This is a genomic window from Brevibacterium senegalense, from assembly GCF_000285835.1.
GTDB classification, from domain to species: domain Bacteria; phylum Actinomycetota; class Actinomycetes; order Actinomycetales; family Brevibacteriaceae; genus Brevibacterium; species Brevibacterium senegalense.
Genome location: NZ_HE978600.1, coordinates 435,933 through 459,915, shown reverse-complemented (window position 1 = coordinate 459,915; position 23,983 = coordinate 435,933). Strand labels below are relative to the sequence as shown.

The following is a 23,983-nucleotide window of genomic DNA, read 5'->3' as shown; positions in this document are numbered from 1 at the left end:
CGTGCGCGGGAGGGCCGATCAGTCCAGCGTCTGGCGCTTGGAGGAGATGACCCCGGTGTTGAAGCCGGCCAGGTTGAGGCCGCCGTGGAACCGTGCGTGCTCGATCTTGACGCAGCGGTCCATGACGACGTCCAGCCCGCCGTCCTGTGCGATGCGTGCGGCCTCCTCGTTCCACAGGCCCAACTGGATCCAGAGGGTCTGCGCACCGATCGCCACGGCCTCCCGCGCGACCTCCGGCAGGTCGTCGTGCTTGCGGAACACGTCGACGATGTCCGGCACCTCCGGCAGGTCCTCGAGCGAGGCGTAGACCGGCCGGCCCAGGATCTCCTTCTCGCGCGGGTTGATGAAGTACACCCGGAAGGACGACGAGGACAGCAGGTACGTGCCCACGAAGTTCGAGGCGCGCGCGGGCTTCGCGGAGGCACCCACGATCGCGATCGACTGCGCGTTCTTCAGCATCCGCAGGCGTTCACCGGCGGACGGGCCCTCCCATGTGCGTGCGGTCGTCTCCGTCATCGTCACTCCACTCCTTCCGCGGCGGCGGTCAGTGCCTGGTCCAGATCCCACAGGATGTCATCGATGTCCTCGAGTCCCACGGAGATGCGGATGAGGTCCGGGTTCACACCGCCGGCCTCCAGCTGCGCGGCGCTCAGCTGCTGGTGCGTCGTCGAGGCCGGGTGCAGGACGAGGGTCCGTGAGTCGCCCACGTTGGCCAGATGCGAGGCCAACTGCAGGCTGCCGATGAACGTCTCGCCCACGGCGCGTCCGTCGCGTCCGCCCGCGGCGGCGACGCCGAAGGAGAAGACGGACCCGGCGGACGTCAGGTACTTCTTGGCCCGCTCGTGGTGCGGGTGCGACGGCAGCCCGGAGTAGTTGACGTACGCGATCCGGGGGTCCGCCTCGAGCCATTCCGCGACGCGCTGCGCGTTCGCCACGTGCTCGTCCATGCGCTGCGGCAGGGTCTCGACACCCTGGAGCAGCTGCCACGCGGACTGCGGGGACAGAGCCGGACCGATGTCGCGCAGCTGCTCGGAGCGCAGGCGGGTGAGGAAGCCGAACTCGCCGAAGTTGTCCCACCACGACAGGTCGTTGTACGTGGGCACAGGCTCCGTCATGAGGGGGAACTTCCCGTTGCCCCAGTCGAAGCGGCCGGACTCCACGATGACGCCGCCCAGCGTGGTCCCATGCCCGCCCAGGAACTTGGTGGCGGAGTGGATGACGATGTCCGCGCCGTGCTCGATCGGACGGCACAGGTAGGGGGTGTTGAGCGTCGCGTCGACGATGAGCGGGATGTCCGCGCCGTGCGCCACCCGTGCCAGGCCCTCGAGGTCCGCGATCTCCGACGACGGGTTCGCGATGAGCTCCGTGTAGACCGCGCGGGTCTCCGGACGCAGGGCGGCTTCGAAGTCCGCGGGGTCCGTGCCGTCGACGAACGTCGTGTCGATGCCGAACCGGCGCAGGGTCACGTCCAGCTGGGTGACGGTGCCGCCGTAGAGCTGGGAGGACGCGACGATGTGGTCGCCGGACTGCGCGAGCGCGGCGAAGACGAGGAACTCGGCGGACATGCCCGAGGCCGTGGCGACCGCCCCGATCCCGCCCTCCAGGCTGGCGATGCGCTCCTCGAACGCCGCGACCGTGGGGTTGCTGATGCGCGAGTAGATGTTCCCGTACTTCTGCAGCGCGAAGAGGTTCGCGGCGTCGTCCGCGTCCTTGAAGACGTACGACGTGGTCTGGTGGATCGGCACGGCGCGCGAGCCGTGCACCGCGTCGGGCACGCCGCCGGCGTGCAGGGCGCGGGTGCGGAAGCCGAACTGGTGGTCGGACAAAAGGGGTTCCTGCCTCTCGTGAACGGTGCCGGACGGACGGGGAGACGTCGTCAGGACCGGGCGCCCGCGGCCTGCGGGTGCCCGACGATCCCGGCGATCTCCTCCACCGCGTGGGCATTGGTCAGCGACGTCGTGTCTCCGAGCGTAGTGTGCTCGAACAGTTGGGTGAGCAGTCGTCTCATGATCTTGCCCGACCGGGTCTTGGGGACCTCGGGCACGGCGATGACATGGGCCGGCTTCGCGATCGGGCCGATCCGCTGGGAGACGTGGGCGCGCAGCGTGTCCCGCAGGCGGGTCGCATCGACGTCTGCGGCGGCGCGGTCGAGGACGACGAAGGAGAGGACGGCGTGTCCCGTCAGCGCGTCGTGCGTGGGGGCGGTGCCCGCCTCGACGACCCACGGGTGGGAGACGAGGGCGGATTCGATCTCGATCGTCGAGAGGCGGTGGCCGGAGACGTTGATGACGTCGTCGACCCGGCCCAGCACGGTGATGTCGCCGTCGGAGTCCCTGCGCGCGCCGTCGCCGGAGAGGAACCAGCCCCGTTCGCCGAAGTGCGCCCAGTACGAGTCGAGGTACCGCTGCGGGTCGCCCCACACGGTGCGTGCGGCGGACGGACCCAGGCCGTCGACGACGAGGAGCCCCTGTTCACCGGTGGGGGTGTCCGCCCCGTCCTCGTCGACGACTCGGACGTTCAGGCCGGGCAGGGGGCGGGTCGCGCAGCCGGGCTTGGGGGCGTGCGGTGCGTCCTCGGCCCAGACCGCGTCGCGGGGGCGGGGGGAGAGGATGCAGGATCCGGTCTCCGACTGCCACCACGTGTCGATGACCGGTGCAGTGCCGCCGCCCACCTCGCGGCGCAGCCAGGTCCAGGCCTCCGGATTCACGGACTCGCCCACGGTGCCCACGAGGCGGATCGAGGAGAGGTCCCACCGGTCGGCCGGCCGCTCGCCCGGCTGCGGCTGCGAGCCGAAGGCACCCATGTGGGAGCGGACGAGGGTGGGCGCCGTGTAGTACGTCGTGACGCCGTAGCGCTCGATGATCTCGAAGTGGCGACCGGGGTGCGGCTGCTGCGGCGTGCCCTCGAAGATCACCTGGGTGACGCCGTTGAGCAGCGGGCCGTAGATCTCGTACGTGTGGGCGGTGACCCAGGCGAGATCCGCGGTGCACCAGTGGACGGTGTCCGCCACCTTCTGTGGGTCGTTGACCGCGTCCGTCTCCTCCGCGACGAGGTCGAAGAGCAGCGCGTGCGTGTACGCGGTCTGGGTCAGGTAGCCGCCGGTCGTGTGGAGGAGCCCCTTGGGCCGCCCGGTCGTGCCGGAGGTGTAGATGAGGAAGAGCGGATGCTCCGCGTCGAACGGCTGCGGCTCGTGGTGGGGCGAGGCCTGGGCGAGGGCGTCGGCCCACCGGACGTCGCGGCCCTCCGTCCAGGGGATGTCGTCCCCGGTCCGCTCGACGACCAGGACGTGCTCGACGTGGTCGAGGCCCGCGACCGCGTGGTCCGCCGCCTCCTTGACGGGGACGGCCCGCCCGCGCCGGAACTGGCCGTCGGAGGTGACGAGCAGCTTCGCCCCGGTGTCCTCGACGCGGAACCGCAGCGCATCAGCGCTGAACCCGCCGAACACCAGGGAGTGGACCGCGCCGATCCGCGCGCACGCGAGGGTGATGACGACGGTCTCGGGGATGACCGGCAGGTAGACGACGACGCGGTCGCCGGCTGTGATCCCCAGCGCGGTGAGCGCGTTCGCGGCGCGGGAGACCTCCTCCTGCAGGTCGCGGTACGTGAGGGTGCGGCGGTCGCCGGGCTCGCCCTCGAAGTGGAGTGCGGGCTTATCGCCATTGCCCGCCTCCACGTGGCGATCGACGCAGTTGTAGGCGGCGTTGAGCTGACCGCCGGAGAACCACTCGATCCGGGGCACGGAGTACTGCGCGGAGCCGTCGTCGTGGGTGCCGATGCGCTGCGGTGGTGCGAACGTGTGCGTCGTGTCCCAGGGGCGGACCCAGTCGAGCCGCCCGGCCTGCCGCTCCCAGAACGCGACGCGGTCCTCTGCCGCGCCGCCGGGGCCGGCGGTGGGGGCCGGGTCTGCTGCGTCTGCCTGCGTCGTGGTCGCCGTCGTGGTCCCTGCCGTCATGCCCCCATCCAATCGCGGGCGCCTGGGTCCGCGACGCCGGGATGTCACACAGGCGGCCCGTGCCGCGCCTTCGCGCGTCACGGGCCGTCATGTTTCGTCATGAAGGGGCGTCAGTGTGACGCACCCATCATCCTCACGACTCAGTCGTCATCATCGTCGTCGCTGTCGTCGTCATCGTCGCTGTCGGTGCGTGAGTCCAGGACCTCACCGGAGACGGCGTCGACGTCGATCTCCTGCTCATCGCCCGAGTCCTCCGCGTAGACCGTCACGTCCCAGCGCAGGGTGCCGTCGTCCTCGTCCAGATCGATGTCGTCGATCGTGCCGGGCGTGTCCTCGAGCGCGGTCTCGAGCGCCTCGATGAGCGTGACCTCGGCCTGATCCAGCTCGCGCTGATCGTCCGCGTCGTCCTCGGTGTCCTCGTCGGTCCGCTCGATCGTGGAACCGTCCGTGCTGATGTCGTACTCCCACTCGGTGCCGTCCGCCAGGACGGTGACCTCCCAGAGGTCGTTGTCATCGAAGTCGAGGCTGTGGGCGGTTCCGCCGTTCTCGTCCTCCGCGGTCTGGACCGCAGTCCGCGCATCGTCCAGGTCGCCGCCGCGGCTCTGCGCGGAGTCGGCGGAGGAGTCCGCGCTGTCCGCGGACTCGGTGGACTCGGCGGTGGGGACGGCCTCGCCGGAGTCGGCCGACTGGGCCGGTGCGGCCTCGGACTCCTCCGGTGCGGTCTCGCCGCCACCGCATGCGGACAGGGTGAGGGCTGCGGCTGCGACGACGGAGAGGGACAGGGTGCGGAATGCGCGTGTGTTCGTCATGTCCCTGACTGTACTGATGCCGGATGAACCGAGGATGAGGCGCTCATGAGGCACTTCTCATGATGCGTCCCCCGCCGTGGACACCACTCGGACACCGGCGGCAGCGAACTGCGCGAGTGCCTCCTCATCGCGGTGGTCGGTCACGAGCGTCCACCCGGCCGGCAGGTGCGCCCACGCGCTGATCCCGGACACGTGGAACTTCGAGGCGTCCGCCAGCACGGCGGTGCGGGCGCTGCGGGAGGCCGCGAACTCCTTGACGTACGCCTCCTCGAGCGTCGGCTCGCCCACCCCGCTGACGGGGGAGACGGCATCGCACCCCAGCACCGCTACGTCGAAGGAGAACCGCCCCAGAGCCTCGAGGGTGAGCGGGCCCGTCGTGCCATGGGAGGCGGGCGTGAGCCGGCCACCGGCCACGTGCACGTCGATCCCCTCGCGCCCCACCAGCAGCACCGCGTTCTCCACGCCGCGCGTCACGACGGTGAGGTCCCTCACGGCCGTGTCGCGCAGCGCCTCGACGAACGCGATCGTCGTGGAGCCCGCGTCGACGAAGACGGTCGCCCCGTCGTGGACCAGATCCAGCGCGGCCCGCCCGATCCGGGCCTTCCCGGTGGAGTTGGCCGCCAGCCGCTCGCCCAGCGCGCGGTCGCGGTAGGGCGCACCCGTGATCGCGCCGCCGTAGGTGCGCGAGACGTGGCCGTCGGACTCGAGCGCGGCCAGATCGCGGCGCACCGTCGAGGGAGAGACATCCAAGCGCTCAGCCAGGTCCTCGACCCGCACGGTCCCGGACCGGACGAGCCCCATGAGGGCGTCGCGACGGTCCCGGGTCGCGCGGTGGGGGCGTGCGGCCGCTGCGGGGGTCACGGGCGGACCCTCATGACCGGGGCAGGTACTCCGCGCGGATCCCGTCGACGAACGGCGCGTAGCCGATCGCCGCGCGGAACGCGGAGCGCATGGTGCCGGGGTCGGCCTTGCCCTGGCCGGCGATGTCGAAGGCGGTGCCGTGGTCGACGCTGGTGCGCAGGATCGGCAGCCCCACGGTCACGGAGATCGTGCCGTCGAAGTCGAAGGTCTTCGCCGCGATGTGGCCCTGGTCGTGGTACTGCGACAGGATCCCGTCGTACCGGCCGGTGAGCCCCTGGTGGAAGACGGAGTCCGCCGGGACGGGGCCGGCGACGTCGAGGCCCTCGGCCCGCACCCGCTCGAGCGCGGGGGTCAGCACCTCGATCTCCTCGTCGCCGAACGCGCCGTTCTCGCCGCCGTGCGGGTTGATCGCGGCGGTCGCCAGGCGCGGGTTCTCGATCCCGTACACCTCGAGCGCCCGATGGGCCCGCCGGATCGAATCCGCCTGCGTGTCGACCGTGATCGCGTCGAGCGCCTTCCGCAGCGACATGTGGCGGGTCGCGAAGAACACGTGCATGTGGTGGCCGGGGACATGCGAGCGCTCGACGACGAACATCGTGTCCTGCTTCGTGACGCCGGTCAGCGCCCCCAGCATCTCCGTGTGCCCCAGGTGCTCGGAGCCCGCCTGCCAGATCGCCTCCTTGTTGATGGGGCCGGTCACGATGCCCGCGACCTTCTGCTCCATCGCCGCCGTCGTCGCGACCTCGATCGCGCGGACGGCCGCCCGGCCCGCGCGGGCGTCGACGACGCCCCACTCCAGCTGCTCCTCGCCCAGCACGTCGATGTCGAACACGTCGATGACACCGGCACCGGCGGAGGGGGCGTCCCACGAGGACACGACCCGGACCTCGGCGTCGAGGCCCAGCACCTCGACCGCGCGACGCATGACGGACGCGTCCGCCACCGCGATGCCGTGGACGGAGTTGTCTCCGGCGTACTCGTGGAGGACGGCGGCGGTGATCTCCGGCCCGATGCCCACGGGGTCGCCGGGGGTGAGGGCGAGGACGGGTGCGGTCATGAGGATTCCTTCCCAGAGGTGGTGCGGGGTGTGTCGCGGTACTGAGGGGCGCCGGCGCGGGCCAACTGGGCCAGCGCGTCGAGGCAGACGATCGCGGTGTCCGTGTCGCCCACGAGACCGCCCTTCGTGACGATGGGCAGACCTGCCGCGGGCCCGCCCACGACGGTGCCGGACGTGGCGAGCGGGACTACCTCACCGTGGATCTCGATGCCTACGCCGCCGAGGCCGTCGAGGACCTCCGCGGTCACGTCACCGCCCGTCGTGTAGAGGCCGCCCACGGCCGGGGCGCTCTCCTCGTCACCGGTGTCTTCGAGGACGAGACGGATGACGCGGCCCAGGGCGTGGGGGATGTCGTCGGACTCCGCCTCCGTGAGGTCGAAGATGTCGGAGACGTCCAGGACGGTGGCGAGCAGGACGATCGGCTCCGTGCCCGCGGCGGCGCGCAGGTCGCGGGAGACGTCGCGGGCCGTCGCCTCGACGTCGATCCGGCGGGTGCCCGGGAGGAAGACGGGGCGGACGACGGACACGGCACGGGACTGGCCCAGTGCGGCCAGCTGCGCGCGGGTGAGCTCCGTGGCGGAGCCGGAGACGGCCAGCAGCGGCCGTGCGGCCTCACTGCCGGTCAGGCCCATCCGTGCGGCCAGCGCCCAGCTGCCGGGGCCGGGGTCGATCCCCACCCACAGCGCTTCCGGGCGGACGGCCAGGGCCGCCCGTGCCAGCTCGTCGAGGTGGTCCTCCGTGTACGCGTCGCCGATCAGCACGTCCGGGGAGGACGCGAGTAGCTGATGCATCGCATCCTCGAGCGTCCGTCCGCCGGCGGTGACGGTCTCGAGGTCGACGTGCGCGCACGTGAGCGTCGAGTCCTTCTCCAGGGCGACGGCGACGGACGAACTCGTCATGGGGGTGCGCACGTCGTGGGCGAGCTCCGTGAGCTCCAGCCGCCTGCCGCCCATGAGCTGCAGACCGCCCACCGTCTGCCGGTCTGCGGACGGGAACGCGGGCATGCAGAGGCCGATGACCGGGCGGTCCGTCAGTTCCCGGACCGTGTCGATGACCGCCTGCGCCTGGGCCCCCACGTTGCCCCGCAGCGTCGAATCGCAGCGGGAGGAGACGAAGGAGGCCGGCCACGCGGCTCGGACGGCGGCAGCGGTGAGGCGGGCGGCCTCGGCGGCGGGGAGGTGACGCGAGTCGGTCGTGACGACGAGGGCGTCGTAGTTCTCCCTCTGGGCCGTGATCCGTTCGTGTGCCTCGCCCACGCGCAGCGTGGCGGTGCGCAGGCCGCGGCGGGCCATGCCCGTCGCCGCACCGTTCGAACCGGTCAGATCGTCGCCGACGATGAGGACGTCCGCCATGTGACCCGCCTCAGCCCACGACCAGGTTGAGGACGACGAGCAGCGGGATCGACCCGGCCCACACGGCGGTGGTGATGCCGGACCAGCCCTTGAGGGCCTCGAGCCCGTCCAGGCCGGAGAACTTCGTGACGACCCAGAAGTAGGAGTCGTTGAAGTAGGAGAACACCATCGACCCGGCGGTGCAGGCCATGACGGCGACGAGCGGGTCCAGGCCGGACTCCGCGACGACGGAGGCGGAGACGGAGGCGGCGGTGATCATCGCGACGGTGCCGGAGCCCTGCGCGATGCGGACGACGGTCGCGATGATGAACGGCACGAAGAACGCCGGCAGCGGGGTCGCGGCGACCGCGGCGGCCAGTGCGTCGCCCACGCCGGACTCGCGCAGCACCATGCCCAGGCCGCCGCCGGCACCGGTGATGAGGAGGATGAGGCCGGCGGAGCCCGCGGCCTCGGACAGCCAGCCGTGCACCTGGGTGCGCGGCGTCCAGCGGGGCAGCAGCACGTAGACGGCGAGGATGACGCCGATCGTGAGTGCGACGACGGGGTTGCCCAGGAAGACGAGCGGCTGGGCCCACGCGGACGGGACGTAGTCGACCTCCTGGTCGCCGATGATGCCCTGGTTGCCCTGGTCGATCGCGGAGGAGACGGTGTTGAGGACGATGAGCAGCAGCGGGATGACGAGCGGCAGCGAGCCCAGGAGGGCGTTCGTGCGGTGCGGCTTGCGGCCGGCCGGGGTCTCGCCCAGGAAGTCCTCGGGGCGGTAGGTGACGATGCCGGAGACGTCCGCGGAGTCCGTCGAGCCGCCGCGCGCGGCCAGGGCGACGTCGTGGCGGGAGCCGTAGACGTCCTCGGCGACGACGGTGTTGAGACGGGACTCCAGGCGGGGCCCGATCCAGCGGGCGTAGACGACGACGACCGGCAGGAGGAGGACCGTGAAGATGACACCGGTGAGGATGACGGAGCCCATGTCCGCGCCCAGGATGCCGGTGACGGCCAGCGGGCCGGGCGTGGGCGGGACCATGTGGTGGGTGAGCGTCATGCCGCAGCCCAGCGCCAGTGCCAGCGTCACGTACGCGCCCTTCTTGACGCGCGCGATCGACCGGGCGAGCGGGTTCATGATGACGTAGCCGGAGTCGCAGAAGACGGGGATCGACACGAGCGAACCCACGGACGCCATCGCCCACGGTTCGCGGCCCTTGCCGAACAGGCGGAGGAAGGCGCGGGCCAGGGCGTCCGCGGCGCCGGAGACCTCGAGGATCTTGCCGATGAAGACGCCCAGGCCGATGACGATGCCGACGCTGGCGAGGGTGCTTCCGAAGCCGTCGGTGATCCAGCCGACGGTCTCGACGAAGCCGGAGCCGGCGACGACGCCGGTGACGATGCCTGCGATGAGGAGGGCGACGAAGGCGTCGAGCCGGGTTGCGAGCACGAGCACGACGATCGTCGTGATGCCCAGGACCAGCGCGAACAGCAGCTGCACGTCCATGGTGGACTCCTAGTGGGGTGCGGGTGAGGGGGGGGAGTGCGGGTGCGTGCGCACTCAGAGAGCACACAGATTCCAGCGAGTATAAGCGTGTAACGCTCAGGAATGGAAGCGGAACCTGCGCAGAGTGAGCAGAAACCTGCGCGTGTGTGGGCCCGGCGGGAATGACGGCGTCCGGAGCGGTGTTCACCGGGCAGATGCGCACGGGTGAGCGCGTGCGGGAAAGATCAGGGGAGCGGCATGACAGAGGCAGTGGATCAGCAGACGGCGGAGACGCGGACAGTCCGCATCGACGTGTGGACGGACCTCGTGTGCCCGTGGTGCTACGTGGGCCAGGCGCGGTTGGACGAGGCGATCGCGGCGGAGGGCGTCGACGTGGATCTGCGGGTGCACTCGTTCGAGCTCGATCCCTCCGCGCCGCACGCGCACGCGGACGCGCCGTCCAACCTCGACCACCTCGTGCGGGCGAAGGGGATGCCGCGCGACCAGGTCGAGGCGATGGAGCAGCGGATCGGTGAGATGGCCGCGGAGATCGACCGCCCATACGTCGTCGAGCGTCCCATGGCGAACACCCGCGCGCTGCACCGGATCGTCAAAGTCGTCGAGACCCACGCGGGGACGTCGGCCGCCGCCGCGTTCTTCTCCACGATCCAGGACGGGTACTTCGCCGGCGCTCTGGACCCGTTCGACCAAGACGCGATCATCGCGCAGGCCGTCGCCGCAGGTGCCCCGGCGGACGCCGTGCGCGTCGCCTCCTCCGGTGACGACACCGCCGCCGAGGCCGCGGTCACCGCGGACATCCAGCAGGCCCGGCAGATGGGGGCTCAAGGCGTGCCCTTCATGGTCTTCGACGAGCGGATGGCGGCCCCCGGCGCCATGGACATCGACACGTACCGCCGGGCGCTGCGCCAGCTGGCGGACGCACAGGAGGTGAGCGGAGTATGAGGCCGACGGAGATGAACGGTAGGGACACCACGGACGAAGCGAACGCCACGGAGGGCACGACCCAGGCAGATGAGGCGCGTGTCGAGGACCACCCTGCCGAGGGCGCCGAGGATCCTGGAGCGGCCACCGAGGCCCCCGATGCGCTGCCCACGCTCGACGACCTCTTCGCGAGCGCACAGGGAGCCTCCTGCTCGATCGACGGGGTCTGCGACTGAGGCCGCTCAGTCCTCGCCCAGGGCGTCGATCACGGCCTGCTCGACGCGGTCGAGGACCGCAGAGGAGGAGTCCGCGCGCCGGCTGATCCAGGATTCCGCCCGCAGGTGCGAATCGACGATGAGGGCGACGTCGACGCGCGGATCCGACGCGGCGCGTGCGCGGGCGATGGGCTCCGGGGCGAGGGCGACGCATCCCCCGGCGCTCACGGCATCGAGGGCGGACCGCCACGTGCGGGTCCGGTGCGTGAACCGCGGTTCGAAGCCCGACTCCGTGCACAGTGCGCGGATCGTGTCGTGGAAGCGGGGCGAGGCGGACCGGCGGAACACCGCGAACGGCGCCCGGGCACACGCGGCCAGACTGCGCGGTCCGTCCGTCGGGATGCCCGGCGCGGGCTCGGGTGCGCGGGCGGACGGCACGGCGAGGGCGAAGGGAGCGGAGGCGAGTCGGGTCGAGACCAGCTCCGCGCTGTCCCCGGCCGCGTTCCCCAGCGCCAGGTCGACGGCACCGGTGCGCAGTGCCTCGACGGCCTCGGCGCTGGCCATCTCCTCGACGAGGACCTGGAGGTCCGGCGCGTCGGCACGCAGCCCGGCGACGGCCTCGAGCAGGCCGTCCTCCAGGGCCGTCGCGGTCGTCCCGATCGTCACGACGCCGGCGCGACCGGTGGCCAGGGCCAAGGAGGCGGAGACGAACTTCTCGGCGCCGGCCAGAGCAGCGGCGGCCTCGGACAGGAGGAGCTCGCCCTCGTGGGTGAGCGCGGTGCGCGGAGAGCGGCGGAAGAGGGTGACGCCCAGCTGCGTCTCGAAGCGCTTGATCTCCGCGCTGAGACCGGGCTGGGAGATGTGCAGGAGCTGGGCGGCCTGCCCGAAGTGCAGGGTGTCGGCCAGCACGGTGAAGTAGCGGAGCCGGCGCAGATCGAGGTCGTTCATAACAGGTGATTATCTCACCTTCGCGGATGACTCTTGGACGGTTATCGCGTGACTCCCTACGGTGGAGGGGATCCTCCCCGCTGGGGGAGACCCCGCATCGGTCGTTCGAAGGAGAGCCCCCATGACCGCAGTCGCCGACTCGCAGACGGAGAGCGCACAGGCGCAGACGCCGGCGGCGTCGACGTGGGACTGGCCCGTCCCGGACAGCTTCGGGATCGACCGCTACGCGGACGACCGCAGCCTCCGGTCGCTCTTGCCGCTCTACCTCGACGCGGACCTGCTGGCCCACCTGCAGCCGGTCCTCGAGGACCTGGGCCCGCGCCTGGGCGGCGAGATGGACGAGTGGGCGCATCTGGCGGACACGAATCCGCCGGTGCTGCGCCACCGCACGCGGTCCGGCCGCGACCACCAGTGGATCGAGGTCCACCCCGCCTACCGCGAGCTGCAGAAGGTCGCGTTCGAGCAGCTGGGCATGCACGCGATGAGCCACCGGCCCGTGCTGGGCTGGGATAAGCCCATGCCGCCACTCGTCAAGTACATGTTCTTCTACCTCTTCGCGCAGGCCGAGTTCGGCCTCGAGTGCCCCGTGTCGATGACGGACGCACTCACCCGGACGCTGCGGAAGTTCGGCGACCAGGAGCTCATCGACCGCTACCTGCCGACGATGACGTCCGTCTCCCTCGACACCCTCACGCAGGGCGCGATGTTCATGACGGAGCAGGATGCAGGCTCCGACGTGGGCCGGGCGACGACGCACGCTGCGGACAACGGCGACGGCACGTGGTCGCTCACGGGCGAGAAGTGGTTCTGCTCCAATGCGGACGCGGACGTCACGATGATCCTCGCCCGCCCGGAGGGCGCGCCCAGGGGCATCAAGGGCATCGGCCTCTTCCTCCTGCCCAAGACGCTGCCGGACGGCACGCGCAACAGCTACCGGATCGTCCGGCTCAAGGACAAGCTGGGCACGCGCTCGATGCCGTCCGGCGAGGTGAGCCTGTCCGGCGCGACCGCGTACCTCGTGGGCGATGTGGGTCAGGGCTTCAAGCAGATGGCGGACATGGTGAACTCGTCGCGCCTGTCGAACGCGGTCCGGTCCGCCGGCATGATGCGCCGCGCGCTGGGCGAGTCGCGCTACGTCTGCACCCACCGCGAGGCCTTCGGCACGCTCCTCCTGGACCTGCCGCTGCAGCGCCGCCAGCTGTCGAAGCTGCTGCTGCCCACGGAGCAGGGGCTCAGCATGTCGCTGCACACCGCCCGCGTCTTCGAACGCGCGGACGCCGGGGACGACGAGGCCGCGGCGGTCCTGCGCATCCTCACGCCCATCATCAAGGTCCGCACGACCCGTGAGGCCCGCACGGTCACGGCGGACGCGATGGAGGTCCGCGGCGGCGTGGGCTACATCGAGGAGTACGGCGACGCCCGCACGTTCCGCGATGCCCAGCTGGGCTCGATCTGGGAGGGGACGACGAACATCGTCGCGCTCGACGTCGTCCGCGCCGCTCACCGGTCCTCCGCGCTCAAGCCGCTCATGGCCTACCTGGACGACCTCATCGCCGTGGTCGCCGGCCGCGGTGCAAAGGGCGGGGTCGCCGAGGCCGCCGCCGGGTCCGCGGTCCTCGCACCGCTGGCGGACGAGCTGGAGCGCTACGCCGGGGAGCTGCTGCACGCGCTCGAGATGCTGGGGGACAAGGCCAACGAGGCGCAGGCCCGGCAGATCTCGACTGCGCTGTACTGCCTGTGCTCCGCCGTCTTTCTCGCGTGGGAGGGCGTGCAGATCGGCGCGCGGACGGGCGACTGGTCGCGGGTCGTCCTGGCGACGATGGTGATCCGCCACCGCCTGCAGCCCCAGGACCCGCTGCGCGTCGTCGAGGACCCGGACGATCTGGTGCGCTCACTCATCCTCCAGGAGACGGTGAACCGCGAGCAGGCCGTCGACTACCTGGGCGTGGCGCTGGGCGGTGGGAAGTGAGCGGGGAGCCGGGCACGGCCTCGGCGGCGGGGGCGACGGGCCCCGGCAGCCTGGCGGGCCTCACCGTCATCGATCTGTCGCGCGTGCTGGGCGGACCGTACGCCACCCAGATCCTGGGCGACCACGGGGCGCGGGTCATCAAGCTCGAGCCGCCGCAGGGCGATGAGACGCGCGGCTGGGGTCCGCCCTTCTACCGCGACGGCGTCGCCTGGTACTACGCCGGCGTCAACCGGAACAAGGAGATCCGCACGATCGACCTCCGTGCCCCGGAGGGGCGGGGCGAGCTGCGGACGCTGCTGGCGGACGCGGACGTGCTGGTCGAGAACTTCCGGCCCGGCACCCTCGAGAAGTGGGGACTGGGCTACGAGGAGGCGCTGCGGGAGGAGTTCCCGCGTCTCATCCACTGCTCGATCACCGGTTTCGGGGAGGACGGACCGCTGGGCGGGATGCCCGGCTACGACGCGATCGCGCAAGCGATGAGCGGGCTCATGAGCGTGAACGGGAGGCCGGAGACCGGTCCCACGCGGATCGGGATGCCCGCTGTCGACATGATCACCGGGCTCAACGCGGTCAACGGGATCCTCCTGGCGCTGCACGAGCGCAGCGTGTCGAGGAAGGGGCAGCGGGTCGAGTCGACGCTGTTCGACTCGGCGCTGTCCGTCATGCATCCGCACATGCCCAATCTGTTCGGGACCGGGAAGGCGCCGGGTCGCACGGGCAACGACCATCCGAACATCGCGCCGTACTCCACGTACGCGACGGGCGACGGCGACGTGTTCCTGGCGGTGGGCAACGACCGGCAGTTCCGGAAGCTGTGCGAGCGGGTGGGGCGGCAGGAACTCGCAGACGATGCGCGGTTCGCGACGAATGCGGACCGCAACGGGCACCGGGACGCCCTGCGTGCGGAGCTCGAGGCGGCGTTCGCGCCGTTCGAGGCGGTCGCTCTGGGGGAGGCGCTCATGGCCGAAGGGGTGCCGGCCGGACCCATCCTCGATGCGCAGCAGGCGGTGGATCATCCCCACACGCGGCATCGCGGGATGATCGTCGAGATGGAGGACGGGTACCGCGGTGTCGCATCGCCGGTGAAGCTGTCGCGCACCCCGGCGAGCTACCGGATTGCACCCACCGGCGAGAGCTGACGGTGCCTCTGCGACGTGCGTCTCAGGAGCGCTTCTCGATTTGGCGCGGACGCGCGGTCGCAGTAGGATAGAGCGGTCGCCTGCGGGCGGCAGCGGTCACCTCCGGGTGGCTGCGGGGCTATAGCTCAGTTGGTAGAGCGCTTCGTTCGCAATGAAGAGGTCAGGGGTTCGAATCCCCTTAGCTCCACGTAAAGTTGAACGTTCGAACCTTGCCCCGCATCATCGCGGGGCAAGGTTCTTTCGTTGTGTGGCCTGGGGTTGGTGGCCAGGATCGTCTGGATCGCTTCAGTCGGTTGGAGGGTGGCGTCGTCCTCGTCATCGATGGTGATGCGGTCGAACAGTGCCCGGTTGAACATCCTCCGCTCTGAGGGTTCGGCCTTGGCGTAGACGTCGCCGATGTCGGTGAGGAGCCCGAGGATCGCGTCGAGCCCGACCTTGGCCTTGTCGTAGGTCGTCTCCAACGTGTCGAGCCGGCTGGTGATCGCTTGCAGGCTCGCGCGGATGCGGTCCTGTTCGGTCTTGAGCAGGTCGAGGGGGATCGCGTCGGCGTAGTGGGCTTGGAGGAGCTTGACCTGTTCGGCTTCGAGCTTGGCCTTCTGCCCGGCGAGGAGCTTCTTCTCATCGCTGGTGGATTCGGCGAGGGTGTCGAACACCTGCCTGAGCACGCCCTGGACCTGCGCGGCCTCGCCGGGACTGAGGGAGATGTCCTGGTAGCCGGCCTCGATGGACTGCTCGACGCGGTGGGTGAGGACGGCGGTGCGCTGGCAGTTGTTGCGCTTGAACCGACGGCCGGTGCAGGTGAAGTAGTCGTAGGCGACGCCCTGGTGGTTGCGGGGCCGCTCGAACATGAGCCGTTTCCCGCAGGCGCAGTAGATCGAGCCTTTGAGGTAGTGGTCGTACTTCTGGGGCTTGTCGCCGACGACGTGGTTCTGTCGCAGGATCGTCTGCACCTGCTCGAACGTCTCCGGCGTCACGAGCGGATCGTGCGTGCCGGGGTAGGTGACGTCGCGGAAGGTGACGATGCCCTGGTAGTAGGGGTTGGTGAGGATCTTGTGCAGCGCGGTCGTGGTGACCGGCTTCGCCGGGAACGACGGCGTCGGCCTCGTGGTGAGGCCGCGGGTCTCCAGCTCCCTGGCGAGCCTCGACAGCGACCAGTCCCCGGTGGCGTAAGCGGTGAACGTGAACCGGATCAGCTCGGCCCGGTCGGGATCGAGCCGCACCTCGCGGACTTCGTGCCCGCCCGCGTCGACGGTGCGGATGTTGAGGTAGCCGATGGGCGCCTTGTGCGGGGTGCCGCCGATCGTGGCTTTCTGCACGAGCCCCTTGGTGACCTCCTGGGCGAGGTTCAGGCTGTAGAACTCGGCGATGGAGGCCATGATGCCGTGCATCAGCATCCCGGATGGGGTCTCGTCGATGTTCTCCATGACGGACACGAGCGTGACCCCGGCCTGGCGGAGGGTGGCGTGGATGATCGCGTCATCGAGCCGGTTCCTCGCGATGCGGTCGACTTTGTTGATGATGCAGTACCTGACGGGGTGCTCGGCGAGGTAGTCCAGCATCTCCTGGAGCGCTTTGCGGCGGGCGGTCTTGCCGGACTCGCCGGGCTCGATGAACTCCGCGACGATGACGGCGTTCAGTTGGTCGGCCTTGCGCTGCGCGGCGTCGCGCTGCGCGGGGATGGAGAGGCCTTCTTCGAGACCGTTGCGGGTGGCCTGGTCCTTGGTGGAGACCCGCAGGTAGGAGATCGCGGGCACCTTCCCATCAGGAAGGGCCGTCGCCTCGTGGGAGGGTTTCGGGCCGGTGGCGAGTGTGCGCAGGGCGCTTAGGTCGAGGCCGGCGGGGAGGTCGATGAGCGTCATGGTCGTGACTGCCTTTCGGGCTCTCACCCAGCCCCCAGCGATGGGGTTGGGTGCGGGCGCCGACTGGCGGTCACGACACAGATGGGGAGGCCTGCCGAACCGCGACGGGCTCGGGCAACAGATGGGTTAGCCGGTAGCGCCCTGGGGTGGACGTACAACAGGGATTCTACCGTTCGCTGGCCAGCAGCGCCCGGAACTGGTCTCCGGCCTGACCGACCGTGCTGCCGGTGCCGGCCTCGCGCAGGGCGACGCGGATGAGGACTTCGGCGATCTTCTCGGTGTCGATCTGCTCCCGCCTCGTGAACGTGACCCGCAACCGCCGGTCCGATGATGGGCGTTGGGTCTTGCGCTGATAGTTCCGCACCATCGCCACTCACCCGCCTTCGGAATCTCTACCCATGTCGGTGTCGAGGTCGGCGTCGTCGAGGCGGGCGAAGAAGGCGTCTTCGGCGGCTTTGCGGCGGGCGACCTGTTCGATCACGAAGGCCACGAAGTCCTCGCGCCGGTTCGTGATGGGGATGTCTTCGACCGGTGGGGCCGGGGGCTCGCCGGGCCAGGCGGTCTGCCGGTCGGGGCGGTCGCGATCCAGGCGGGTGCCGGAGGCGGCGACCCAGTCGCGCAGCCGCTGCCGGGCGGCGGCGAAGTCGCGGTGCCACCCGATCGCGGCCGAGGCGTCCTGTTCCGGATCGTACGCGGCGAGCCAGTGCAGGTGCAGCGCGGAAAGCTCCCACTTCAGCGCCGGATGCCGGTGCCACAACGGCGGGATCACCGATGCGGGCAGCGCGTACTCTCTCCTGACCCACTCGACCCAACGGTTGAGGGCGAGCCATTCCTGCTCCAGGTCGTGCGCGAGCAGCAGGTTCCAGTTCACCGGCCGCGGCGGCCCCGGCACATCATCGTCGGGGCCGACCGGACCGAAGTCCTCGTCGTCCCACTCCTCCGGTTCGGGGCGGTCGGGCGGGGTGGTGGTGTCGTTCATCGCGTCCGCCGCCGTTCACATGGCCCGTGAGGGCTGCTCGTGGGCGGGCTGTCCCTGCTCGGGCGGCTCGAACCCGCCCTGACGCTGCGGCTGCTGCGGGTTCGGGGACCCCATCTGCGACAGCCGGCGCGGCGTGCCAATCTCGATGTTCATCCGGGCGGCGTCGGGGCCGAACCGGTTGGCGATGAACTCCTTGCTCTCCACCCCGGTGTTCGGGTTCGTGCTGGTTTCGAGGCGGCCGTGCGCGATGAACCAGTCCTGCTTGGACAGCATCTCGCCACCGCTCTTCGCGGCGCCGCGGAACGCGACGACATCGTGGAAGGTGGTCGGCAGCTTGGTGCGCGACCCGTCCGGGCCGTACTCGTAGTGCTCCTGCCCCGCCTTGAAGTACAGGCGCGGCTTGCCGTCATGCCAGGTCAGCTGCGGTTCGGAGGCGACGAACCCGTAGAACGCCTGACCGATCTCCGGGTCGACGTCTGGTTTCTGCTCGCTCATCGTGTGCTCCTGCTCTGCTCATGCCGCCCGCTCGTCGTCGGGGCTGCTCGTGGCAGACAGGTGCACCCGACCACCCCAGGCCCGCCGGCGTCGTCTACTCGCGGTGGGCGTTGTGCAGGAGCTGTTCGACCTCGGCTCGATCCGACTGGATCTGTTTGCCGTCGGGGCGGGCGGGCCAGGCCCGCAGGTCGGTGATGATCGGGGGCGCCGACCGCAGCAGGGTCACCGCGGTGCCGAACGGCAGGCGTCGGATGTGATCGGGCGGGAGGATCGCGACCCGCCGCACCGAGCGTTGGTTGGAGCGGGAGCCGTGGTCGCCGACGGTGGTGGTGTCAGTGAGCTCGTCGCGTTCCCCGATGAGCGTGGAGAGGTCCTGGAGGTCGCGGCTGTTGGAGGCGCCGCCGAGGATGATTTTCACGATGGACGCATCCCAGATCGCGCCGGCCTGGTGCTCGTTCCACTTGTCCCGCGCCTGCGCCAGGGACTGGAGCACGGCGAGGGTGGTGATGCCGGTGCCGCCGCCCTCGGCCATCAACGTCGGCAGGCTGGGAAGAGGCGCCAGGTTCCCGATCTCATCCAGGCACAACAGCATCGGCGGGTCCAACCGGGCACCCGTCGAGCGGGCGGCCATGCGACGGGCGGTCTCCACGAGGTCTTCGACCAGCGCGGTGACGAGTGCGGCGCTGTTCCCGGCGCCGGCGCCGGTGGCGAGGAGGAACAGGGTGCCGCGCTCACGGATGAATGCCTCGGGGTCGAACTCTTCACCCTCGGCGGGTGAGACCGCATCGAGCACCCTTGGATCGGCCAGCGCCGCGAGAGAGAGGCTGACGCCTTGCCAGATCGAGTCGCGGGTGCGCGGGTCGGCGTCGATCATCGACGCGAGCGAGTCCGCCCATCCGGTCGCGGCGTCGGGGTGGTTGGTGAGGATCGCGACCGCATCTGCCGCCGAGGTGGGGTCGAGGGTCCACCGGAACAGCTCAGACGGTGAGCGGCCGTCGAGGGCGGCGGCGTGCAGTAGCGCTTGCAGCGCGGCGCGGGTCTTGCCTTCCCAGAAGTCACCCCCTTCGACCCCGCCCGCGGACAAGCCGGTGGCAGAGGCCAGGCCGGCGGCGCGGATCATCGCGGTCTGCGGGGACTCGCAGCCCCGGATCGGTGACCACCGCATCCCCGCAGGCAGGCCCTCGGCGAGATGCTGCGGGTCGAACACCGCCACCGGGCCGATGCGCTTGCGGGCGCGCAGGCAGGCGGTGACGTTATCCGGCCTGGTGCTGGTGGTGACGACGGCGCCGGGTGCGTCGAGGATCGCGGGGATGATCAGGTGCAGGCCCTTGCCGGAGCGGGGCGGGCCGATCAGCAGGATCGAGTCCTCCACGCTCGCCCACACCTCGTGGCGGTGCGCGGTGCCGAGCCGATACCCGACATCGCCCGGCCGCGGGTTCGCCAGGCTGGGGCGGAGAGTGCCGGCCCGTCGCATGAGTGCCTTCGCCGACGCGACCTTAGCGACCTCGTGACCGGTGGCGGTGCCCTCCTGCCGGTGCGGATCGCCCGCGGCCTGCCGGGTCCGCCGGCGGATCAGGCTCCAGGCCCAGAGACCTGCCGCGGTCAGGGCGGTGAGCATGAGGGCGGCGGTGATCCAGTAGACGACCGGGTTCAGGCCGGCGGCGCCGAGCTGCCCGCCCGGGTCCGCCGGGTGGAAGAACACCGCGACCCCGCCGGTCGCCCCGGCGGTCGGCTGCGGGGTGCCGGTGAGGAACGCGGCGACGCTTCCCGCGGCGCGGAGCACGAAGGCGACCCCGAGCAGCCCGCCGATCGCGATGAGCAGGAGGTTGGTGAGCTCGTCGCCCATCGGCTGGCCGGGGCGGCCCTGCGGGCCGGTCACGGCAGGCCCCGGACGGCGATCGTGCCCGAGACGCGCCCGACCAGCACCACCTCCGCCGCCTTCGCCGCGGCGATGACCTGGGGGTCGAGGAGGGCGCGGGCCCGCCCATCCGGGGTCGCGTCGGTGTGGGCGACGATGAGGGCGACGGCGATGTCTTCGCCGGAGATGAACCCGTCACCGCCGTCGACCTCGATGGGACCGGCCCCGCGACGACGCCGGCCCGGCTTTTTCACCGGCTCCGGCTCCGAGTCCGTGTCGCGCTTCGGGGTGGGGCGTTTGACGGCGGGGAGGATGTCGGTGAAGGAGCTGCCGTCCACCTCGTGCACGGTGACGCGAACCGGGATCGTCCGGTCGCCGGTGACGTGATCGATGATCTGCGCGAACATCGCCCGCCGCCACGCCCCCACATCATCCGGCGCGGCGACCGGGTGGTGGTCGAGGGTGGCGGTGAGGGTGCCGTCCTCGTGCACGTCGAGCACGAGATGCGGCACCGACACCGGCGCGGAACTGGTGGAATCGGCAGGGGCGTGTGCGTGTCTCATGCCCGCCAGGTGCACCCGCACCATCCGGTGCCGCCTAGCTGCGCGCTGCCGCCCGCGAGCTCGTGTCGAAGAGCCGGTTCTCGGCCGGGTGCAGTTGGTGTTGGACGACGTAGGAGGAGCCCTTGATCTTCCACAGCCCCTGCCCGACCCCGAGGGTGGGCAGCAGCGCTTGCTCGGTGCCGGTCAGCCCGAGCGCGGCCGAGGTGGGGCCGAGCTGGTCGGATTCTTGCCGGTAGATGATCCTCGTCTCCGCGTTCGCCAACAACGAGTTGGCGAGGCCGCGGATCGCTGAGCCCTGGTCGCCGACGTTGTCGAGGTCGCTGACCTTGTGGAAGATCATCGCGTTCGCGATCCCATAGGCGCGGGCGAGCCTCCAGTGCGCGTCCATCCGCTTCAACAACGCGGGCTGGCTCATGAGGCGCCAGGCTTCGTCGTAGATGCACCAGCGCTGCCCACCGGCGGGGTCGAGGAGGGCGGCTTCCATCCACGCCGACGAGCAGGTCATCAGGGCGGAGATGAGGGTGGAGTTCTCGGTGACTTGGGACAGGTCCAGGGAGATCATCGGCAGCGACGGATCGAACACCTCCGTCGAGGGGCCATCGAACAGGCCCGCGAGATCACCGGCGACCAGGCGGCGCAGGGCGTGCCCGACCATCCGCCCGTCCTCCTTCAGCCGTCCATCGTCGTCGTGGGCGGGGTTGAGGAGGTGGTCGACGATCATCGGCAGGATCGGCACCGAATTGCCGCGCATCGTCGCCGCCAGCGCGGTGTCGATTGCGGTGTGCTCCAACGGTGACATGGGTCGTGCCAGCACCGTCTCCGTGAGCGCCCCGATCAGGTCGCGCCGCCGGGAGACGACGGTCGCGGTCCATTGCTCCTCGCTCATCCCGGCCGGCCGGTAGCCCTCATCGAGGGGGTTTAGGCGGGAGGGCAGGCCGTGGCCGAGCTTGATCGCCCGGCCCCCGACAGCCTCCGCGACGGCGGTGTGTTCGCCTTTCGGGTCGCCGGGAATGTAGACGCGGCGCCCGAACCCGAGCGAGCGGGTGTAGAGGCTCTTCGCGAGGCTCGACTTGCCGGAGCCTACGATGCCGGCGACCACGATGTTCGGGGCGGTGATGACCCCGTTCGCGTACAGCACCCAGGGGTCGTAGACGAACGACCCGCCGGAGTAGAGGTCTTGGCCGATGAACACGCCTTGGGAGCCGAGGCCGCCTTCGGCGAGAAACGGATACGCCCCGGCGAGCATCGCGCTGGTGTCCTGATGCTTCGGGAGGCGGAACCGGCCCGGCGTGCGCAGGGTGGCGGGGCCGGGCTCGCCGGCTGCGGGCAGATACCGGTTCGCCCGCCGTTCGGCCCGCTCGCGCTCCCGCTTCGCTCGGGCCTCGGCCCGCTCGCGGGTGCGCTGCTCGGCGACGAGCTCCGCGGCGGCGGCTCGGCGTTGCTGGCGCAGTCGGCGGCGTTCCTTGGCGGGGGCGACGAGGACGGCGGAGTGCAGCTTCTCGCGGTCGCCGCTCACCGCAACAGCCCCCGGTTCTCGGCGACCTCGTCGATCGCGTCCGGCCGGAACCACGACGACGCTTCCGGCCGTGCCGGTCGGCGATGCCGCTCCCGCCGCGGCTCAGGCTCCGATAGGGGCGGTGCGGTGGTGGTGCCGGAGGCCGGAGCGTCCGGGTCGGGCGCGTCGATGCGGCGGGACAGCCCGACGTAGCCCAGGTCGGGGCTGTAGGTGAGGGCGTAGTCGCCGGAGGCGGCGAGCCGGTCGGCGGCGCTGTGCGGGGCGGTGTCGTAGACGTACCCGTTCTCCATCGCATCGCTCACCGTCTCCTCGCCGTGATCCCAGGCGGCGAGGTATTCGATCGCGGCGTCCGTGCCCTGCCGGTCGATGATCTCCACCACCGGGTCCGCGTCCTCGCCTTGGATGAACACGATGCTGACCCACCGGTGCTGCGGATCGTCGGGCTTCCACGCGATCTGCCCCGCCTTCCCGGACGCCTGGTCGAGGGAGACTTCGGCTTCATCCATGCGGGCGGACGCGGTGCGCAGCGCGTCGATCGTGTCACCGAGGAGAGTTCGCGCGGCGAGCGGATCGCCGTGATCGGTCGTCGCCCGTGCCGCACTGCGGTGATGGTTCCGGGCGAGCTGATCGGTGACCTGGGCCAGGTACCGGGTGCTGGCCAGCAGGTCCCCGATGACCTCATACATGGCGCGCGGGTCCTCGATGGTGATCGTGGCGTGCGCGAGCCCGCGCAAGGCCTCGGCGGCTTCGCGAGCAGCTGCTTGGGGATCGGTGAACGTCGGCATGACAACTCCTCAGGTTTCGGCGGGCGCGGCAGCGCCCCGACCCCGGCGGAGGTGAGGGGTCGGGGCGCTGTGCCTGCCAGGTGCGCGCGGCTCTGCTGTGTCCGTGGTGCCGGATAGCGTTGCCACGCAGGTGAGTCGAGAGGAGCCGGGGTGGGATCACAGCAGTACCGCGGGGAGCTGGAGCGCAAGCGCAAGCAGCGCGTCGACGCGGAGAAGAAGGCCGGTGAGTACCGGAACAAGGAGTCGAAGAAGCGTGCCGAGGCGGACAAGGCGCGTCAGGAGGCGACGAAGACCAAGAGCGCGTCGACACAGAAATCGAAGTTGAGCCGGGCCGCCCAGCGCGACAAGGAGGCCGCGTCCGCCGGAAGCGAAGCGAACAAGTGGGCGGACAAGGCCTCCGGCTACCGGAAGCAGGAAGCAGACCTCCAGACCAAGCTCGCCCGGGCAGAGCGCTCCGAGGCCGACGCGGCGGAACGCAAGCGCAAGCGAGAGCAGACCGCCGCTGATCGGCGTGCGGCTGCCGAACGTGCGGCAACCGAAATGCGCTTCGACCGCACGGAACATGCTGTCGGCGAAGCGCTCCGGGAACTGCGAGCACCCAAGCCCGAGAAGCTGCGGGTGCTGTTGCTCGGAGCGTCCTCCGAAGGCGATCTACGCGTCGGACGAGAGCAGAAGCGCATCCGATCCGCGGTCGAGTCCGCGCTGCACCGAGACCTGATCGAACTCGATGTCCGCCCTGCCGCGACCGCGAGCGACCTGCTGGATGGCATCACCAAGTTCCGTCCGCACGTCGTGCACTTCTCCGGACACAGCAACGAAGACCTCGTCGTCTTCGAACACGACACCGACGCACCGCACGACGGGCACGTCGTCACGGCGCGCGCGTTCTCACGCGCCATCGCCGCCACCGACGACCCGCCGCTGCTCGTGCTGCTCAACGCCTGCAAATCTGCCGCGCAGATCGATCGACTCGTCGCGGACGTCGTCCCGTTCGCCATCGGCATGGCCGACAGCATCGACGACGGAGACGCCATCAACTACGCCGCCCAGTTCTACGCCTCCATTGCGAACGGGCAGTCCGTGCGCTCGGCGCATCTGTCCGGACAGGCCGCGTTGGAGATGGCCGGCCTCGACGGTGCCGAGCTCCCGACCCTCGCCGCAGCTCCCGACGTCGACCCCGGCGCCACGATCCTGGTCAAGCCCACCGACTGACCACATC

At 70.7% G+C, this 23,983-nt stretch carries 21 protein-coding genes, 1 tRNA gene and 1 pseudogene; 6 read left to right on the top strand and 17 right to left on the bottom strand.

Annotated elements, in window-relative coordinates; genetic code table 11:
• Positions 1–18: 18 nt before the first annotated feature.
• From HGBR_RS02165 to HGBR_RS02130, 8 genes are all read right to left on the bottom strand, one after another.
• Positions 19–516, bottom strand: coding sequence for a CoA-binding protein (locus tag HGBR_RS02165; protein ID WP_026077261.1), 498 nt, complete (start codon positions 514–516; stop codon positions 19–21).
• Positions 517–518: 2 nt separating this feature from the next.
• Positions 519–1,826 carry an O-acetylhomoserine aminocarboxypropyltransferase/cysteine synthase family protein gene (locus tag HGBR_RS02160; RefSeq protein WP_019157687.1) on the bottom strand — a complete coding sequence of 436 codons (1,308 nt, stop codon included), beginning with the start codon at positions 1,824–1,826 and terminating at the stop codon, positions 519–521.
• A 50-nt stretch (positions 1,827–1,876) separates the two neighbouring features.
• Entirely contained in the window at positions 1,877–3,952 is a 2,076-nt protein-coding gene (gene acs, locus HGBR_RS02155; protein WP_019157686.1) for an acetate--CoA ligase, read from the bottom strand.
• 140 nt (positions 3,953–4,092) lie between these two features.
• The gene (locus HGBR_RS18610; RefSeq protein WP_019157685.1) at positions 4,093–4,761 is read right to left on the bottom strand and encodes a PepSY domain-containing protein; all 669 of its coding nucleotides are present in this window, start codon (positions 4,759–4,761) and stop codon (positions 4,093–4,095) included.
• Between the two features lie 57 nt (positions 4,762–4,818).
• A complete protein-coding gene (locus HGBR_RS02145; protein WP_019157684.1) occupies positions 4,819–5,622 on the bottom strand; it encodes a DeoR/GlpR family DNA-binding transcription regulator in 804 nt (267 codons plus the stop codon).
• Between the two features lie 10 nt (positions 5,623–5,632).
• The gene (gene pdxA, locus HGBR_RS02140; RefSeq protein WP_019157683.1) at positions 5,633–6,679 is read right to left on the bottom strand and encodes a 4-hydroxythreonine-4-phosphate dehydrogenase PdxA; all 1,047 of its coding nucleotides are present in this window, start codon (positions 6,677–6,679) and stop codon (positions 5,633–5,635) included.
• The gene (locus HGBR_RS16030) at positions 6,676–8,031 is read right to left on the bottom strand and encodes a four-carbon acid sugar kinase family protein (protein WP_019157682.1); all 1,356 of its coding nucleotides are present in this window, start codon (positions 8,029–8,031) and stop codon (positions 6,676–6,678) included. The genes pdxA and HGBR_RS16030 overlap by 4 nt, the downstream gene beginning before the upstream one ends.
• Positions 8,032–8,041: 10 nt before the next feature.
• Positions 8,042–9,517, bottom strand: a complete 1,476-nt coding sequence (locus HGBR_RS02130; protein ID WP_019157681.1) for a GntP family permease — start codon at positions 9,515–9,517, stop codon at positions 8,042–8,044.
• A 237-nt stretch (positions 9,518–9,754) separates the two neighbouring features.
• Here HGBR_RS02130 and HGBR_RS02125 point away from each other — a divergent pair, with 237 nt between their 5' ends.
• A complete protein-coding gene (locus tag HGBR_RS02125; RefSeq protein WP_040364515.1) occupies positions 9,755–10,459 on the top strand; it encodes a DsbA family oxidoreductase in 705 nt (234 codons plus the stop codon).
• An 11-nt stretch (positions 10,460–10,470) separates the two neighbouring features.
• Positions 10,471–10,674, top strand: coding sequence for a hypothetical protein (locus tag HGBR_RS02120; RefSeq protein ID WP_147522122.1), 204 nt, complete (start codon positions 10,471–10,473; stop codon positions 10,672–10,674).
• Between the two features lie 6 nt (positions 10,675–10,680).
• Here HGBR_RS02120 and HGBR_RS02115 read toward each other — a convergent pair whose 3' ends face one another.
• Positions 10,681–11,601 (bottom strand): LysR substrate-binding domain-containing protein, encoded by a 921-nt coding sequence (locus tag HGBR_RS02115; RefSeq protein WP_019157678.1) that lies wholly within the window; start codon positions 11,599–11,601, stop codon positions 10,681–10,683.
• 121 nt (positions 11,602–11,722) lie between these two features.
• On the opposite strand from HGBR_RS02115, the gene HGBR_RS02110 reads away from it, so the two are divergent.
• The 3 genes from HGBR_RS02110 (at position 11,723) to HGBR_RS02100 (ending at position 14,896) form a co-directional block, all read left to right on the top strand.
• Entirely contained in the window at positions 11,723–13,570 is a 1,848-nt protein-coding gene (locus HGBR_RS02110) for an acyl-CoA dehydrogenase family protein (protein WP_019157677.1), read from the top strand.
• Positions 13,567–14,709: a CaiB/BaiF CoA transferase family protein gene (locus HGBR_RS02105; RefSeq protein ID WP_019157676.1), complete on the top strand. Its 1,143-nt coding sequence runs from the start codon at positions 13,567–13,569 to the stop codon at positions 14,707–14,709. The genes HGBR_RS02110 and HGBR_RS02105 overlap by 4 nt, the downstream gene beginning before the upstream one ends.
• 114 nt (positions 14,710–14,823) lie before the next feature.
• Positions 14,824–14,896 (top strand) — tRNA-Ala (locus tag HGBR_RS02100).
• A 799-nt stretch (positions 14,897–15,695) separates the two neighbouring features.
• Here HGBR_RS02100 and HGBR_RS21120 read toward each other — a convergent pair.
• The 8 genes and pseudogenes from HGBR_RS21120 to HGBR_RS02045 form a co-directional block, all read right to left on the bottom strand.
• Positions 15,696–16,568 (bottom strand): annotated as a pseudogene (locus HGBR_RS21120) (recombinase family protein); the annotation flags it as partial.
• A gap of 166 nt (positions 16,569–16,734) precedes the next feature.
• Positions 16,735–16,935 (bottom strand): hypothetical protein, encoded by a 201-nt coding sequence (locus HGBR_RS02075; protein ID WP_026077257.1) that lies wholly within the window; start codon positions 16,933–16,935, stop codon positions 16,735–16,737.
• A 6-nt stretch (positions 16,936–16,941) separates the two neighbouring features.
• Positions 16,942–17,547, bottom strand: coding sequence for a hypothetical protein (locus tag HGBR_RS02070; RefSeq protein WP_019157674.1), 606 nt, complete (start codon positions 17,545–17,547; stop codon positions 16,942–16,944).
• Between the two features lie 15 nt (positions 17,548–17,562).
• A complete protein-coding gene (locus HGBR_RS02065; RefSeq protein WP_019157673.1) occupies positions 17,563–18,042 on the bottom strand; it encodes a single-stranded DNA-binding protein in 480 nt (159 codons plus the stop codon).
• Positions 18,043–18,136: 94 nt separating this feature from the next.
• Positions 18,137–19,921 (bottom strand): type IV secretory system conjugative DNA transfer family protein, encoded by a 1,785-nt coding sequence (locus HGBR_RS02060; protein WP_019157672.1) that lies wholly within the window; start codon positions 19,919–19,921, stop codon positions 18,137–18,139.
• Complete coding sequence (locus HGBR_RS02055) at positions 19,918–20,463, bottom strand: hypothetical protein (protein WP_218915926.1); 546 nt, start codon at positions 20,461–20,463, stop codon at positions 19,918–19,920. The genes HGBR_RS02060 and HGBR_RS02055 overlap by 4 nt, the downstream gene beginning before the upstream one ends.
• A 34-nt stretch (positions 20,464–20,497) precedes the next feature.
• Complete coding sequence (locus tag HGBR_RS02050; RefSeq protein WP_019157670.1) at positions 20,498–21,979, bottom strand: TraC family protein; 1,482 nt, start codon at positions 21,977–21,979, stop codon at positions 20,498–20,500.
• Complete coding sequence (locus HGBR_RS02045; protein ID WP_019157669.1) at positions 21,976–22,764, bottom strand: hypothetical protein; 789 nt, start codon at positions 22,762–22,764, stop codon at positions 21,976–21,978. Before HGBR_RS02045 ends, HGBR_RS02050 begins: the two co-directional genes overlap by 4 nt.
• Before the next feature lie 150 nt (positions 22,765–22,914).
• On the opposite strand from HGBR_RS02045, the gene HGBR_RS02040 reads away from it, so the two are divergent.
• Positions 22,915–23,976, top strand: coding sequence for a CHAT domain-containing protein (locus HGBR_RS02040; RefSeq protein ID WP_019157668.1), 1,062 nt, complete (start codon positions 22,915–22,917; stop codon positions 23,974–23,976).
• Positions 23,977–23,983 lie beyond the last annotated feature (7 nt).

Coding starts and splice junctions, on each gene's coding strand:
- acs (WP_019157686.1), bottom strand. CDS start 3,952: ATGACGGCAGGGACCACGACGGCGACCACGACGCAGGCAGACGCAGCA.
- HGBR_RS02115 (WP_019157678.1), bottom strand. CDS start 11,601: ATGAACGACCTCGATCTGCGCCGGCTCCGCTACTTCACCGTGCTGGCC.
- HGBR_RS02065 (WP_019157673.1), bottom strand. CDS start 18,042: ATGAGCGAGCAGAAACCAGACGTCGACCCGGAGATCGGTCAGGCGTTC.
- HGBR_RS02055 (WP_218915926.1), bottom strand. CDS start 20,463: ATGAGACACGCACACGCCCCTGCCGATTCCACCAGTTCCGCGCCGGTG.
- HGBR_RS02070 (WP_019157674.1), bottom strand. CDS start 17,547: ATGAACGACACCACCACCCCGCCCGACCGCCCCGAACCGGAGGAGTGG.
- HGBR_RS02165 (WP_026077261.1), bottom strand. CDS start 516: ATGACGGAGACGACCGCACGCACATGGGAGGGCCCGTCCGCCGGTGAA.
- HGBR_RS02130 (WP_019157681.1), bottom strand. CDS start 9,517: ATGGACGTGCAGCTGCTGTTCGCGCTGGTCCTGGGCATCACGACGATC.
- HGBR_RS02120 (WP_147522122.1), top strand. CDS start 10,471: ATGAACGGTAGGGACACCACGGACGAAGCGAACGCCACGGAGGGCACG.
- HGBR_RS02110 (WP_019157677.1), top strand. CDS start 11,723: ATGACCGCAGTCGCCGACTCGCAGACGGAGAGCGCACAGGCGCAGACG.
- HGBR_RS02045 (WP_019157669.1), bottom strand. CDS start 22,764: ATGCCGACGTTCACCGATCCCCAAGCAGCTGCTCGCGAAGCCGCCGAG.
- pdxA (WP_019157683.1), bottom strand. CDS start 6,679: ATGACCGCACCCGTCCTCGCCCTCACCCCCGGCGACCCCGTGGGCATC.
- HGBR_RS02075 (WP_026077257.1), bottom strand. CDS start 16,935: ATGGTGCGGAACTATCAGCGCAAGACCCAACGCCCATCATCGGACCGG.
- HGBR_RS16030 (WP_019157682.1), bottom strand. CDS start 8,031: ATGGCGGACGTCCTCATCGTCGGCGACGATCTGACCGGTTCGAACGGT.
- HGBR_RS18610 (WP_019157685.1), bottom strand. CDS start 4,761: ATGACGAACACACGCGCATTCCGCACCCTGTCCCTCTCCGTCGTCGCA.
- HGBR_RS02125 (WP_040364515.1), top strand. CDS start 9,755: ATGACAGAGGCAGTGGATCAGCAGACGGCGGAGACGCGGACAGTCCGC.